Source organism: Microcystis flos-aquae FACHB-1344 (assembly GCF_014698375.1).
Lineage (GTDB): Bacteria > Cyanobacteriota > Cyanobacteriia > Cyanobacteriales > Microcystaceae > Microcystis > Microcystis aeruginosa.
Map to the genome: position 1 here is coordinate 1 of NZ_JACJSW010000128.1, position 15,005 is coordinate 15,005.

Here is a 15,005-nt window from a genome sequence, read left to right on the forward strand (position 1 = left end):
AGCAAAACGTTTTTTTGTCTTTGCTGAAGCGGTAATCCGTTTGAGTTCTTTTTCTAGGGATTCGGGAATTTTTGTCCAATCAATTAGTTGGTGAACTTCGGGAAAAAAGAAGCTTAAAAACGCTTCAAAATACTCGGTTAAAGCTTCTTTCCAGGGTTCATCATAATTGGCGGTTGTTGGGTTCATGGCGAGTCGCTGTCAATCAGAAAGTTAGGCGATCCTCTAGATTCATTATTCCCCATAAATATCATCAATGCTACTTGTCGTCACAAAACTTCCCATTAGAGCAACCTACATCTTGTCATCGGGAAACTCACCTCTGGCTCCCAACTTCCTCCTGGGGCTGCATTTCCTACCCGTCGGCTGGAAGCCGCTATTTTTGCCCCAGTAATTTGGGACAATTTATTAATAAACTCTGTCCCCGCATCTCCCGCCGCGACCTGACAACCGTACAGTAGAATATGATTAATCTTTGCCCAATTCTGTAACTGTTGGCGGTAATCGTAAATATTTGTTAAATTGAGTTGACAATTCCCTAAATATAAGCATCCAGGCGCACCATGAGCAACGAGGTGAATGGTGGTAATCTGGGGATTTTGTGGTAAAAAAGCGGAGATTTGTTCGATTCCGTCTTGATTAGGAGAGAGAATAACCGTGGCGATTCCAGGGATTACCCCAGCTTGGAGACTTTGATAATCGGTAACACCAGCATCGAGAAAAACTACAGTATTTAATTCGGGTGCGGTTAAACGCTGATTTCTCACACTATCCACCTGATTAACTTGACTCAAGCCATCAGATTGAGCGAAATTGAACAAAATATCGTCAACAGCAGGAAGGCTCGGCAACAGGGTGGAAGTCATGACATTGATTGGAAAGGATGACTGCTAAGTACCTAAGCAAAATTAATTACACATCTAAGCCACTACTCCGTCAGACTTCTGATGTGAGGAAACAGTGAACTGAAAACTCAAATCCGATCCCTAATAGCTGTATCCCGTCTCCCGTCTCCCGTCTCCTGTCTCCTGTCTCCCGTCTCCTGTCTCCTGTCTCCTGTCTCCTGTCTCCTGTCTCGACTAGGAAATTAATTTTGCACGACTACTTAACAGTTTTATGCAAACAATCGCCAATTTTTCAATACCCCTGTAACAGAAATTAACATTGATCGGGCAAACTTACAAGAAAACGGGTTTCTCCGAGAAACCCGTTTTCTCGATAATATTAACGATAACCCTATTATGCCTAAGATCTACCGTCTTGCCCAAGGTCATTTAAACCTATTGGAAACCTGTCCACCCAGATTTCAAAAAGTCTATCTAGAGGAACTTAACACACCGGCTGACCCTGAACAATTGCAGCGGCAAGAATGGGGCAGTCAGTTTCACCTATTATTACAGCAGCGGGAATTAGGGCTGCCGATCGCATCTTTATTACGGGAAAATGAACAGTTAGAACATTGTTTAACGGCCCTATTAAAAGCTGCCCCGGCAATTGCCCAAAATCCGGGAGAAACCAATCGAGAAGCGGAACATTGTCGCAGTTTAACTGTGGGTAATTATTTATTAACGGTTATCTATGATTTAATTTTATTAGAGAGCGATCGAGCGGTAATTTTTGACTGGAAAACCTACTTAAAACCGATCGATGCCGACAAACTAGCCAAAAATTGGCAGACGAGACTTTATCTGTATGTTTTGGGAGAAACTTCTGCTTATCCTCTTGATAGTTTATCGATGACCTATTGGTTTGTGCAGTTACCCCGCAGCCCCGAACAAATTACTTTTAACTATAATCGGAAACTACACCAACGGACAGGGCGAGATTTGCGCCGTTTATTGAAGGCTCTCGATCGCTATCTATCAGCATACGAAAATGATTTAGTTGATTTTCCCCATCGTCCCGATTGTCAGCTTCATTGTCCCTATTATCTTAGACAAGAGCGATCGGACCAAATAGACTTACCCTCGATCGAGGATATCCCTGAAATCAATCCTTTTGTCTAATTATTGCCAATTTTGTCAGATCAGAATTATAAATTCTCAACTCTGAATTCTGAAGATTATTTTTATTTATTCTCCCTTCTACCCCACTTCCCACTTCCCACTTCCCACTTCCCCACTTCCTAATTCATACTTTGTGCTTTTTGTCAAAAAAACTTTTTTTTTGCAATAAAACTACACAAAAAAAAGATCATCGTTGTGGGTGAAATTGACTAATTTAGCTGTCTTAACTAGGATCACCTTGTAGGTGTGGCAAGGGTTTCAACCATTGCTGTCCAAAAAAGCACAGAATAACCCACTATGAAATTCTATCAAATCGCTGTAACCATTGTAAAATCGTTGTTAAATAAAAATCTTTCTCAATTAATTCTTAAGAATTTATAAATATTGCGAAATGTTAATTTAAATATTCTCAAGTTTTTGGAGCAATAGATAATTTTTGCTTATCTTTGTCCAACATGGGGTTAGAAGTCAGGAGTCGGGAGTCAGAAGTCAGTATTCAGGAGACAGGAGATTATTTTTATGTATTCTTCCCACACCCCACACCCCACACCCCACACCCCACCTCCCCACTTTCCCACTCTCGACAATTCTCCTTCTCCGCCGCGTTAAGCATAGTCGATAATAATAAAAGACAGATCGATCGCTTGCGCTCATGACCGGCAACCACTACCAAACCTTAGAAATCAGCCATAAATCGACCCCTGACGAGATTAAACAGGCCTATCGGCGTTTAGCCAGACAATTCCATCCCGATAGTCAAAACGATAGTGCCAGTCACGATAAAATCGTCGCTATTAACGCCGCCTACGAGATTTTAAGCGATCCGAGGCTAAGAAAGGACTATGATAACCAACTAATCGCCAATTTTCCCGAAAAACGCGGCCAACGCACTGCCACTGCCCAGGCAAATTACCATCGTTACAAAGAGGCGGTCCAGGAAGACGAGGCCTTGGTCAAACAGTGGTATAACCAGACCTATAGCCCGATTAATCGCCTGATCGGTCAAATTATCCGGCCTCTCAAAGGTCAGATCGATCACCTATCCGCCGATCCCTTCGATGATCAGTTAATGGCTGTTTTTCAAGACTATCTAGAAACCTGTCGCCAAAATCTCGATCGAGCCAAAACCCTCTTTTGCCAACGGCCCAACCCTGCCAAAATGGCCAAAGTGGCCGCTTCTCTTTACTACTGTCTCAATCATCTCACTGACGGACTAGAAGAATTAGAAACCTTTACCCTTAACTACGACGATCACTCTCTCCACACCGGTCAAGAAATGTTTCGCATGGCCCAGCGTTTACAGGTGGAAGCTAAACAGATAGCCAGTCAGTGCCAAAATTAAATCTCTAGCCATGGGCAAAAAAAAAGACGAAAATAGATCAAGACCAGATTTACCCAACCCTAGCTTAACCCCGATGAGAGACAAACAATCAGAAATTACCAATATATCCACCCCTAGAGATTCTGATCTTTATTCCTTGCCTCCGGCCGTCCAACGGGCTGCTAATATCCTTTTACGTCAGGGAAGAATCGGTTTTTGGACGCAGATTGTCCTGGGCGTAATTTCAGGGGTTTTATTACTGATTGCTACCGCTAGTTTATTAGGGACGAGACAACGCACTTCTGGCATTGAAATCGGTGTTTTATGTGCCATTGGTGGGGCTGGTTTCTTGGTGGTCGCCATTTTCTTTTCTTCTCGTTACATGAAAATTGCCCGTCAAATGTTGAGAGGTGATCAAGATAGTCGCCCGAAAAAATCCGATACTATTCAGTTAATCCGTCAGGGTTTAATCGCTAATATTATCGGGATGTTTTTAACGATTTTGGGAGCGCAAGCGTTAGCGGGAATCGTCTTAATTAAATCCCTCAATGTTCCCCAAGGTACTTTTAATGTTGCCTCTAACCCCAGTCAATTTGTTAATTCGGTTGACCTGTTAATTGTGCAGGCTAATACTAATACAATTCTCGCTCACTTTACTGGTATCGTTACTTCTTTGTGGCTTCTTAATCGTATTACTTCTAAATAAATATGGCCATGCAACGCACCCGTTTGAGTACGCTGGCTAATGTCACCAGCAGTCGATTTAATCGCTTTTTTGGTAATCCTTGGCGGCGGATTTCCCTACAGATAATTTGTGTTTTATTTGGAATTTTTTCTGGTCAAGCAATTGTCACCACTGCTGGACAAACTGCTCAATGGGATGTCACCGCGGCCGGTTTATTAGTGCTGTTTACGGAGGCGATTAGCCGGATTGTTTACCGAAAAAGTTCTCAGGCTAAACCCGCACCGATTCTGCGAGAATCTTTCAATTTACTCAAAATTGGTATCACCTATAGTTTATTTCTAGAAGCCTTTAAAATTGGCTCTTAAATAGGGTTGGCTGAAAATGTTTCTTGGTGGGGTGAGGATTCAGGAGCCAGTCGGGGAAAGTGGAAACCTTGCCCTTAAGTGCCGACCGGCAGCGAGCAATCGTAGCCAGCCTAGACAGAACAAGTGTATTAGTTAAGCTGCCCAACGATACCCTTACTCCATGGCGCTTCTCAGGAAAATAAGGATTTCAGACGTTCATTCTCATTAGTACATTAAAATTACCCAGCTTTAGCATAGGCTCTGTAAGACTTTTAGCCATGGCTAATATATTCATACGGGAGAAGTTCAGTTATAATTAAATTACCAAATTATATTTAGGGCAAATTTTTTTAATCATCATGCCACAACAATCCTTAATCGCTAAAACCCTGACAGAGCAAGCCGTTACCCCCCCCGCACAAAATCGTTTAAATGTCAAGCTTTTTAGAAAAATATTTTTATTGTCTCCCCTGTTGTTTTGGGAATTATTGGGTTTAGAAGTTAGCTCAGTTAAAGCAGTAGAAAACCTACAATGTCCCGTTATTTCTAGGGAAGAAGTTGATACTAATGCTCTTAAAAGAGAAATTGCTAATTATTCAGCCACTCTGCGAGTCTATCCTAGCGATCTGGGTACGATTAAACTTTATCTTCAACGGGGAATGGCCCGAGAAAAAATCAACGATCAAAACGGTGCGATCGATGATTTCAGTCAATACATTTGGTATAGTAATTATAATGCTCCCGCCTTCAAAGATCGACAGTTACTAGCCCAAGCCTATTATCAAAGAGGTGTGTTAAAGTTAGCCATGGTGATTGAGGGAGAAAAAACCCCTATAGCCGAGGAAATACCTGTTATTGAGGAAAAAACCCCTATAGTTGAGGAAATCCCTGTTATTGAGGAAAAAAAACCTATAGTTGAGGAAATCCCTGTTATTGAGGAAGAAACACCCCTTATTGAGTCAGAAAGGCCAATAAGGAAGCAGCATCAGCTAAAATTATTAGAAGCTGCTCAAGCAGATTTTCGGCAAGCCTTTAAATATAATCCCAATGAAAGTGAAGTTTACTTTAACCTAGCAAGTGTTGCGTCTTTGCTCGATCATCAATCCTTGGCTTTAGATTATTATCAGCGTTTTATCGGTTATGAAACTGAAAATTATCGCGGCTATTATCATCGAGGACAGCTATACTCTCAGTGGGGAAATTATGCAGAGGCTATCAAAGATTATGATCTGGCTATTTTATACCAACCCGATCTAATTGAACTCTATTATAATCGGGCCATAGCTTTAGAAAAGATAGGGAGAAAACGAGAGGCTTTTAAGGATTATAAAATCGTTTTAAAATGCTCACCCAAACTATTTTTAGCCAAGAATGCTCCTAGCAGTTATCAAAACCGTGCCAGAGTACAAATTGAAATGGCTGACGAGGAAGTCGAATTAGCCAATTTATCTTCTAATTCCCCCCAAGGGTATCAAACAGCGATCGAGTATTATAATGGAGCCATCAAAGATCTAGCACTTGTCATCCGTATTAATCCCAACTACGATAAAATTCCCCATTCTAGAGCATTTCTTAAACGGGGTTATGCTCACCTAAGACTCAACAATAATCAAGGGGCAATTCAAGATTATAACCAAGCAATTTATCTGCAACCCCAAGACGCAAAAGCCTATGTATATCGGGGGTTAATGCGAGCCAATAAATATCAAGAATACGCGGGAGCTTTAGAGGATTTTACTGCAGCAGTGGCACGAAATCGTCATGATGCAGCCGCTAACTATCATCGGGGGTTAGTGCTGTATAAATTAGGGCGTTATCAGGAGGCAGTAGATAATTATAATATTGCCTTAGCCCAAGATGATCGGATTAATACACCTAGTTTTACTTCTCGATCTGTCTGTAGCGAAAATATCCGAGAATCTGCCGAGAAAAATTATTTTTATAACTCCAGAGAAACCGATTTTCGTCCTAATTATAATGTCTCTTGTCATGCTCTGGCCCGGGGAGATGCTTATTTTGCTCTGAAAAATTTTGCTGCGGCCGAAAGAGATTATACTACTTATATAGTTGCCTATCCTAACGATCCAGAAGGGTATCATAAACGGGCTAATGCGCGTTTTGAAAAAGGGGATAAACAGGGAGCGATCGAGGATTATAATGTATTTCTACAAAAAGTCCGGGATGCGAGAATTTTCTATAGTCGTGGGAATAGTCGCACTGACGTGGGAGATGATCAAGAAGCGATTACAGATTATCTGCAATCTTTGAGCATTAATCCTATCGATGTGACAGCGTATAGTAATCGGGGAAATGCACGCACTGATACCGCTACTATTCCCGATAATGTACAAGTAACACCGAGAATATCGGAGAATCCGATCGCCTATAATAATCGTGGTATTATTCGACGACAAACTGGGGATAAGGAGGGTGCTTTAGAGGATTTAGATAAAGCAATTAGCTTGAATTCCAATAATCCGATCGCCTATAATAACCGGGGAGTGATTCGCTTTGATTTGGGAAATAATACCGGTGCTTTGGAGGATTTAAATATGGCTATTTCTCTCCAGTCTAACTATGCTGAAGCTTACTATAATCGAGGTTTAGTTAAGGAAAAAATAGGCGATAAGAAGGCAGCGATCGCTGATTATCAATTAGCAATTACTTATCAGCCAAATTATGGCGAAGCTTATTATAATTTGGCGCTTGCCACCTACGACGATAAAAATCCTAGTAGTCGAGTAGCGAGCCTTAACTATTTGCAAAAAGCCGCTAATGCTTTGATAAAAACTGGTAATTTAGAACTTTATGAACGGGCGGTAGAATGGATGTTAAAAATGCAGTAATTTCTCGAAAAAATAAGCTAATTTTTGACAAAGACTTCAAGACTTGGCTATTTCAAGCCTTCAAAGAGCGGGGGAGTCTCTTATTGCCGATGAATTAGCCGCTAATCATCATACAAGGTTGGGTTGACGTAAGGAAACCCAACAACAGACCCAAGGAAACCCAACAAAAAGATTCAGACAGATTTAGGTGTTGGGTGTTGGGTTTCGCTTTCCCTGAGAATTGAGAGGTTTTCTTTAACATATTTATTCGCTCAACCCAACCTACGAAACTACGAAACTTACCCCCCTAATTGTTGTAAAATCTGCATCACCTTTTCATAAGCAGCCATATTATTCTGTTGGAGGAATAATATAGCTGCTTGTTGTAGATCAATTTTTACTTTTTCGGGTTGTCCTAATATGGCATATAAACCACCACGACCTAAGTAAGCTTGAGCCAAATTAGGATTAATTTCAATAGCTTTGTTGTAGTCAGAGAGGGCTAATTCGTATTTTTTTTGCTCAAAGTAAAGAACCCCCCGATTGACGTAAGCCTCAGCATAATTAGGATTAATTTCAATAGCTTGGTTGTAGTCAGCTAAAGCTAATTCGTATTTTTTTTGGTTTTGGTAAAGAACCCCCCGATTGTTGTACGCCTCAGCATAATTAGGATTAATGTCAATAGCTTGGTTGTAGTCAGCTAAAGCTAATTCGTATTTTTTTTGGTTTTGGTAAAGAACCCCCCGATTGTTGTACGTCTCAGCATAATTAGGATTAATGTCAATAGCTTGGTTGTAGTCAGCTAAAGCTAATTCGTATTTTTTTTGGTTTTGGTAAAGAACCCCCCGATTGTTGTACGCCTCAGCATAATTAGGATTAATGTCAATAGCTTTGCTGTAGTCAGAGAGGGCTAAATCGTATTTCCGCAAGTCTCTGTGAAGAAGCCCCCGATTGTAGTAAGCATCAGCATCATTAGGATTAATTTCAATAGCTTGGTTGTAGTCAGCTAAAGCTAATTCGTATTTTTTTTGGTTTTGGTAAAGAACCCCCCGATTGTTGTACGCCTCAGCATAATTAGGATTAAGTTTAATAGCTTGATTGTAGTCAGCTAAAGCTAATTCATATTTTTGTTGATCATCATAAAGAACCCCACGATTGTTGTAAGCCTCAGCTAAATTAGGATTAATTTCAATAGCTTTGCTGTAGTCAGAGAGGGCTAAATCGTATTTCTGCAAGTCTTTGTAAAGATTCCCTCGATTGTAGTAAGCCTCAGCATAACTACGATTAATTTCAATGGCTTTGCTGTAGTCAGAGAGGGCTAAATCGTATTTCCCCAAGTCTTGGTAAAGACCCCCCCGATTGTAGTAAGCCATAGCAAAATTACGATTAAGTTCAATAGCTTGGTTGTAGTCAGCTAAAGCTAATTCGTATTTTTGTTGTTCATCGTAAAGAGTCCCACGATTGTTGTAAGCTTGAGCATGATTAGGATTAAGTTCAATAGCTTTGTTGTAGTCATCTAATGCTAATTTGTATTTTTGTTGGTTATAGTAAAGAACCCCCCGATTGCCATACCAAGCAGCACGGGGAGCGAGATTAATTGCCTGAGTAATTGCGGCTAATCCCTCATCATAGCGTTTTAATCGACTTAATACTCCCGATTTCTCGTTATAGTAATTGGGGTTATTGGGAACCAGAGAAATCGCCTGATTAATCACCGATAATGCTTGCTCATAATTTTCTAAAGAGCGATAAACTCCACTTTGCTGTTGTAAAATACTACTGTGAAAGTTCTTTAAATCTTCCCCTTTAGGTAAGGTATTAATCGCTTGTTGCAAAGCTTCTATGGCTGGTTGATCTTTACCTAACTCACCTAACGCTAATCCCTTCCCATACCAAGCTAAATAGGCATTCTTGGGGTCATTTTGCTTAATCGCTTCATCAAAGGCTTTAATTGCTTCCTCAAACCTTCCTAACCGCCATAATTGTCCCCCCCTTTCTATCCAAATATCCGCCTTCGCATTGGTATTAGGAACAATAATACTATCAATCGCTATAAAAATTTCTAGTTTTTGTTGCGGACTAACTTGGGGTTGAGCAGTGGTTAATAATTGCGGTTTTACCTTCAATCTTTCTTGCAATCCGATAAAAGTGCTAATGGGAATCCCTAAACTAAACCCTAACTGAATTTTCCCTCCCCCTATTTTCTCTAACCCTGCTGTTTCTGAACCTCCATGAATCCCTATTACTCTCCCCTGGGAGTCTAAGACTGCACCGCCACTCATGCCCCCAAATGTGATGCTGGTATAAACTAATTCATAGCCTCCGGTTAAAGAAGCAACACTTTGTAATGTTCCTCCTTGTTTATTGCTTAAAGCACTTTGGTGGGTTTGTATTAATCCCCGTTCTTTATCGAGAATTGCACCGCCACTAAACAACCATTTCGAGGGATTGTTGCCAATTTTGGGGAAGCCTGCCGCAAAAACAAAATCATAGGTATTTGGGTTATAATTCGCTATTTCCGCAACGGGATAATTGTCTCGGCTTTCAAACTGAAAAACTGCTAAATCTACCCCTTTCTGCCGGATGATGGTGCTTTTCTCGATGTTTCGAGTTTTGCCGTCGCTGGTGACGACGGTGTAGGTGTGATCGGGACAAGGTTCACTTGCAGCATCTTGACTTTCTTCCTTGTTCTCACATAATACATGGTCTGCGGTTAAAACCGTGTAAATATTCCCTTTTTTAGCGATAATTACGCCACTTCCATTGGCTTTACTGCTACTATCAATCCGGACGGTGAAACCCTTCGCTTTCGCTTCTAATTCGGCGATATAGTCAGTAGGGGCGGTGGTTTCTATATCGGGGTTCACCTGCGGTAGGGGTAGGTTATAGGCGCTGAGGATTTCCGGACGGATGTAGGTTAATAGGGTATTAAGGAGAATGCCCCAGTTAACCGCTCTCATCTGTTGGATTTCTGCGTCTGTGGGTTTTGTACCGTCCTCGTAGATGTAGTTAGAGAGAATCGGATGGGCCGATCGCCCGTTAATACCGATTAACTCATCCTCGAAAAAGATACCACCGCCGCTCATTCCCTGCACGATATCGCCACTATAACCGACGCTGTAGCCCTCCCGGAGGGGTCGATCGCTTGTTTGTTCAATTTTCCCGTTATCGGTGGTGTACTGCCCCGTTTCTGCGGAATAACCGGTTACGGTGATATCTAGTTCCGCATCCGGGGAAATGGCGCGAATTTTAGCGATCGGATAATCCCGGGTATCGCTAAACTCCACCAGGGCCAGATCCTTATCTTTTAAAAGGGAATTCGGCGCGATCGAGGCTGTGCGGGTTTGGCCGTCGTGGGTTTGGATCTGTAGGGTGGTCGCGCCGCGGGTAACGTGAGCGTTGGTCAAAACGAGGTATATACTGCCTTTTTTCCCGATAATGATTCCCGATCCCCGATTTATCTCGCTAGTAATCTTAACAGTGACTTGACGGATCGATCGCTCGATCTGCGCGTTTGGGCTGTCTTCCGCCACGATCGCCGGAGCAGAGAAAGGGGATAGCGCTTTAACCGGTACGACGGGCAGAAGTAGGAGGCTTAGGAGTAGGGGAAAGGGTTTCAACATGGTTATTATGGGGAAATTCGGGGTAAAACAGCGAAAATTCTAGCGGGTGGGAACGCAATTATTTTGCGGGCCAGCAGATCTCGTACCACAGGGTGCGTCGCGATCGGCGAGTGGTGCTTTGGCGAAAAACTCCGTCATCGAGATATAGGTTTTATCTCCGGAATTCTGGAGGAGCATATCCGAGCTTTTCCCCTCTAGGATGTCCATGAGTTGTTGCAAGACTAAATCTGGATTGTCGTGGGGTTTAAGGGTAAAAAGTTGGCTATTACCATCGCAGGGATCGCCGGATCGTGAAACGCTGCAGATGATCGGGTATCCCTTCGCCCGGCCGGTGGTGAGATAGTTAAAACGCCCTTGATTATATGCTTCCTGGAATTTTTTCGTGACTTCCTCGCAACGAACCGGGGAACGTTTGGAGAAATATTCCGATTTCCAGCCGATAATCCGCACATTGCCGCTCCTTTGGGGAATCCAAGCGAGGGTGGCGGGGATTTTTCCTCCCGATGCGCGATCGAACACCTCTTTACAGAAGAAGGTGACGCCATTCGGGGTGGTCGATTGGCTGAAACCGGGGGCGATACCACCGAGGAGGACAGTGGCGAGGAGGCCGACGCAAGCGAGACGGTGGGAAATATATCTAGAGTTCATAGGGATAGTTCCTCAGAAAATAGGGATTAGAATCGTGATTAGGGTCAAAATGGGATTATTTAAGGGTTAGCGGCGGCGTTGAGGGTGTAGCGACCCGATTCACCCCCTTCGCGAGAGGTAGCCACTAGGATATAAACTCCATCGGCGGGTAATTCGGTTACGAGTCGAGCGTTAAAATCCCCGGGGGCGCGATCGACGCGCTGGTTACTACGGGCGACCTGTGGGTATTTTGTCCCCTCGGAAGATTGGAGAACGCGATAGAGGACAAGATAGGGAGCGATCTCGTTGCTGTTCATATCCAGAACGATTTTCTGTCCGGCACGACCCTCGAACCCGTAATATTGCTCGTTTTGGTCTTTGGTCAAGTTGCCTTGAACGGTCTGACCGTTAAGAGGGAGGGCGAGTAACTGTATCCGATCGTCCTGTCCTAATGTTGAGACGGTGGAGACATCGCCTGTTTTAACTGCGGTGAGGAAAGCTTGCAGGCGATCGAGGGAAACGGCGAAATTAATGCCGCTCTGGGTAAGGCCGATCGGGTTTCCCGCACCGTCGTAAACGTAACTCCCGATATCGCCTGCGACGTTAACCCCCACCACTTCCCCCCGTGAATTCAAAAGCGGCCCGCCGGAATTGCCTTTGTTGATATTAGCGTTGTGTTGCACAATGCCTTTTTCGGGGTCGAGACGGCTGATAATGCCCTGGGTGAGGGTGTTTTGATAGTCCTCGTTTAAGGGTGTGCCGATGACGAAAACGCTTTCGCCGACTTTGGCGGAGTTCGGACGGGCGAGGGGAAGATAGGGCAGGTTTTGGCGGTTATAAATCCGCAGGACGGCTAAATCCACGCCATTTTTAGCGAAGCCGATCACGTCTGCCGAGGCCTGCTGTCCGTTGGAAAATTTCACCGTCACCACCCGGGGGCCGTCCGCAACAACGTGGGCGTTGGTAATGATGATACCGTCGGGACTGACGAGAAAGCCGCTACCGTGGCCGCTGCCATTTTTGACGGTGACGACGGCGGGGCTGGCTTTCTGATAGACTCTAGAAGCGGTCTGCTCCTGCGCGAGGATGGGTGGAATGTTTTCCATCAGGAAGCCTCCTGGTTGAACCAGTAGGCCAGTGGTGGCCAGTAGCACCGATAGGGTGAAAGTAATTGGTTTCATCGGATTGGCTCCTCTTTAGTCGAGGGATACTTGCAAGGATGTTATCGTTGGTTTTTTCCCAATTATGCGATCAAGTTTTAAGTCCTCAGATTGCTTTTTTTACAAAAGTTTAGAGGGGGAGAGCGATCGCTCTCCCTTGCAACTTACGCACCTATCTGCCGTAGTGCTTCTATGGCGCTGTTGTACATTTCCGTGTTTCCCTGCTGGCGAAATAATTCGGCGGCCGTTGTTAGATCGGCGATCGCATTTTGTCTCTGGTTAAATGCGAGATGGACGTATCCGCGGAAATGGTAAGCGTAGGCAGCGCGGGGGTTTAGTCGGATCGCGGTGTTCAGGTCTTGAAACGCCGGCCGCCATTGTTCGCGAATCGTGTAAATCATGCCCCGACCGAGGTAAGCTTCGGCATAGTCCGGATCGAGTTCGATCGCTCTGGTGAATTGAGCGAGGGCGAGATCATATTTTTCCTGTTGGATGTAGTTAATTCCCCGGTTAAAGTGGGCGATCGCTTCTTTGTAGTTCGTTTGAGCGATCAGGGTTTCGGCTGGTTGTCGGCTTTCTAGGGCCATAACGGGGTGAACAGTGGCGAGGGTGGAGAGGCCGATTAGGCTGACGGTGGTAAGAAGGGCAAAGGATTTCATGGGTAGTTCCTCGGTGAGGGTGATTTGAGCTTCTACCTAATTCATCGGTTGCTTTTTTGAGAATATGCAGGATAGGGCGATCAATTTTTTTTCCTTTCGGGTACAAAAGGAAAAAGCGCGGCAATCGGCATCGCTTTGTTATCATTTAGTGAAAAATACTTGTTTTTTTTGATGCAATATGGTAAGCAAATCCCCGACGATTACTGATGCGGAATTAATTCGCCTCAGTTGTCAGAACCCGGAATTAGGCTTTGAACGCAATGCAGATGGAACGTTAGTCACTATGCCCCCGATCGGAAGTATTTCAGCGAATCGAGAACTGAAAGCCGGCGCTCGCCTGCTCTACTGGGTCGAACAGAACGGGTTAGGAGAGGTATTTAGTTCTAGCGGCGGTTTTAAACTGGCCAATAGCGCGGTACGCTCTCCCGATGTGGCTTTCGTGGCGAGAGAACGTTTACCGTCCGGTTGGCAGGAAAGGGAGGATGAATTTCTCGATCTCGCGCCGGATTTCGTGATCGAGATCCGTTCTAAAACCGATAGTTTATCCAAGTTAAAGCGGAAAATGGAGGAGTATCGGGAGAACGGGGTGAAGTTAGGATGGTTGATCGATCGCCACAATAAACAGGCTTTCGTCTACCGTCAGGACGGGACGATTACCTGTTATCCCGAGAACGCGATTTTAAGCGGGGAAGATGTGGTTCCGGGGTTCACCCTAGCGCTAGAAATCTTGCTGTAAGATCGATCGCTTTTTTCGGGGTGAGATTCAAAATCGATCGAGTATCTAGACCGCGCCTAATTGCCGTAGGAATTGCAGGGCTTTTTCGCGTGCTGGCGCGTTCCCTTGCTGGCGGAACAGTTCGGCGGCTTGTCGGAAATCCTCGATCGCTTTTTCCTTGTCTAGCCGATAGACGTAAGGAAACCCAACAATAAACCCAAGGAAACCCAACAAAAAGGAAACCCAACAATACACCCAAGGAAACCCAACAAAAAGATTCAGACAGATTTAGGTTTTGGGTGTTGGGTTGCGCTTTTCCTGAGAATTGAGAGGTTTTCTTTAACATATTTATTCCCTCAAACCAACCTAGGAACTACGGGCGCTCACTACTTAATTTAATCACTTGTTGCTCAGGAAATTTAAGGGTAAGTTCCCATTCTCCCCCTAATTCCCTCATCATACGGGTTAAATTTTCTAGGGTAAGATGTTGTTTTAAATCATCCGATTTTGCTGAGAAACAGGGCTGTTCACTTTCGCTTTCCGTGATTTCTTCAGAAGAAAGTCCTAGGCGTTGAAGAAGTTCATCAATGATTTGCATTTCTTGTAAAAGCTCTTGGGTTTTAGCTTCAATTTTTGCCCTTCTTTTAGAGGGCAGTTTATCCATTTCTTCATCAAAGGTAATCATAGATTTTGCTCCGTTAAGGTTTTTAAATAGGCTTCAAATCTTTTTTCAGCGATGGGAATGTTTTTTTCATACCATCTTTTATCGCCAGTTTTATTTCCTCCTACTAGCATGATAGCTTGACGGATAGGATCGAAAGCAAAAAGCACTCGCCAAGGTTGTCCTTGATGCTGTACTCGCAATTCTTTAAGGTTAGGGTAACGACTGCCTTGAAGAGTGTCAACATAAGGTCGTCCTAACAAGGGTCCTTTTTGTTTAAGTAGCCCAATATAAGCCAAGATTGAATCTTGTACAGTTTCTTCTTGCTCGTATAGCCAATCTCGAAAGGCTTCATCAAAGATAATATTCCATTCCATCTTTT

General features: G+C 43.8%; 14 protein-coding genes and 1 pseudogene. 6 read left to right on the forward strand and 9 right to left on the reverse strand.

Annotated features, from left to right (window positions below; all coding sequences use genetic code 11):
• Both H6G48_RS10985 and H6G48_RS10990 read right to left on the reverse strand, forming a co-directional pair.
• Positions 1–186, reverse strand: a pseudogene (locus H6G48_RS10985) (hypothetical protein); the annotation flags it as partial.
• A gap of 95 nt (positions 187–281) precedes the next feature.
• On the reverse strand, positions 282–863 hold the full coding sequence (locus H6G48_RS10990) for a DUF4347 domain-containing protein (protein ID WP_190721681.1): 582 nt from the start codon (positions 861–863) through the stop codon (positions 282–284).
• A gap of 375 nt (positions 864–1,238) precedes the next feature.
• On the opposite strand from H6G48_RS10990, the gene H6G48_RS10995 reads away from it, so the two are divergent.
• The 5 genes from H6G48_RS10995 (at position 1,239) to H6G48_RS11015 (ending at position 7,199) form a co-directional block, all read left to right on the forward strand.
• Entirely contained in the window at positions 1,239–2,003 is a 765-nt protein-coding gene (locus H6G48_RS10995; RefSeq protein ID WP_190721683.1) for a PD-(D/E)XK nuclease family protein, read from the forward strand.
• 652 nt (positions 2,004–2,655) lie between these two features.
• On the forward strand, positions 2,656–3,345 hold the full coding sequence (locus H6G48_RS11000) for a J domain-containing protein (protein ID WP_147071167.1): 690 nt from the start codon (positions 2,656–2,658) through the stop codon (positions 3,343–3,345).
• Between the two features lie 73 nt (positions 3,346–3,418).
• Entirely contained in the window at positions 3,419–4,030 is a 612-nt protein-coding gene (locus tag H6G48_RS11005; protein ID WP_002800798.1) for a DUF3611 family protein, read from the forward strand.
• Between the two features lie 2 nt (positions 4,031–4,032).
• Positions 4,033–4,374 carry a DUF565 domain-containing protein gene (locus H6G48_RS11010; protein WP_190721685.1) on the forward strand — a complete coding sequence of 114 codons (342 nt, stop codon included), beginning with the start codon at positions 4,033–4,035 and terminating at the stop codon, positions 4,372–4,374.
• A gap of 338 nt (positions 4,375–4,712) precedes the next feature.
• Positions 4,713–7,199 carry a tetratricopeptide repeat protein gene (locus H6G48_RS11015; protein WP_190721687.1) on the forward strand — a complete coding sequence of 829 codons (2,487 nt, stop codon included), beginning with the start codon at positions 4,713–4,715 and terminating at the stop codon, positions 7,197–7,199.
• 278 nt (positions 7,200–7,477) lie between these two features.
• Here H6G48_RS11015 and H6G48_RS11020 read toward each other — a convergent pair whose 3' ends face one another.
• The 4 genes from H6G48_RS11020 to H6G48_RS11035 all read right to left on the reverse strand — a co-directional run bounded on the left by H6G48_RS11020 (position 7,478) and on the right by H6G48_RS11035 (position 13,247).
• Positions 7,478–10,801 carry a tetratricopeptide repeat-containing S1 family peptidase gene (locus H6G48_RS11020; protein WP_190721689.1) on the reverse strand — a complete coding sequence of 1,108 codons (3,324 nt, stop codon included), beginning with the start codon at positions 10,799–10,801 and terminating at the stop codon, positions 7,478–7,480.
• A gap of 39 nt (positions 10,802–10,840) precedes the next feature.
• Positions 10,841–11,449 (reverse strand): COP23 domain-containing protein, encoded by a 609-nt coding sequence (locus H6G48_RS11025; protein ID WP_002763038.1) that lies wholly within the window; start codon positions 11,447–11,449, stop codon positions 10,841–10,843.
• Between the two features lie 59 nt (positions 11,450–11,508).
• Positions 11,509–12,609, reverse strand: coding sequence for a S1C family serine protease (locus H6G48_RS11030; RefSeq protein ID WP_190381330.1), 1,101 nt, complete (start codon positions 12,607–12,609; stop codon positions 11,509–11,511).
• A 143-nt stretch (positions 12,610–12,752) separates the two neighbouring features.
• Positions 12,753–13,247 (reverse strand): tetratricopeptide repeat protein, encoded by a 495-nt coding sequence (locus H6G48_RS11035; protein ID WP_190721692.1) that lies wholly within the window; start codon positions 13,245–13,247, stop codon positions 12,753–12,755.
• A 178-nt stretch (positions 13,248–13,425) separates the two neighbouring features.
• On the opposite strand from H6G48_RS11035, the gene H6G48_RS11040 reads away from it, so the two are divergent.
• Positions 13,426–13,983, forward strand: a complete 558-nt coding sequence (locus H6G48_RS11040) for a Uma2 family endonuclease (protein WP_002763043.1) — start codon at positions 13,426–13,428, stop codon at positions 13,981–13,983.
• Positions 13,984–14,028: 45 nt separating this feature from the next.
• Here the strand turns inward: H6G48_RS11040 and H6G48_RS11045 are convergent, their stop codons facing one another.
• The 3 genes from H6G48_RS11045 to H6G48_RS11055 all read right to left on the reverse strand — a co-directional run bounded on the left by H6G48_RS11045 (position 14,029) and on the right by H6G48_RS11055 (position 15,000).
• On the reverse strand, positions 14,029–14,217 hold the full coding sequence (locus H6G48_RS11045) for a hypothetical protein (RefSeq protein ID WP_190721694.1): 189 nt from the start codon (positions 14,215–14,217) through the stop codon (positions 14,029–14,031).
• A 118-nt stretch (positions 14,218–14,335) separates the two neighbouring features.
• A complete protein-coding gene (locus H6G48_RS11050; RefSeq protein ID WP_190721696.1) occupies positions 14,336–14,647 on the reverse strand; it encodes a transcriptional regulator in 312 nt (103 codons plus the stop codon).
• On the reverse strand, positions 14,644–15,000 hold the full coding sequence (locus H6G48_RS11055; protein WP_002735616.1) for a type II toxin-antitoxin system RelE/ParE family toxin: 357 nt from the start codon (positions 14,998–15,000) through the stop codon (positions 14,644–14,646). The genes H6G48_RS11050 and H6G48_RS11055 overlap by 4 nt, the downstream gene beginning before the upstream one ends.
• Between the last annotated feature and the right edge of the window lie 5 nt (positions 15,001–15,005).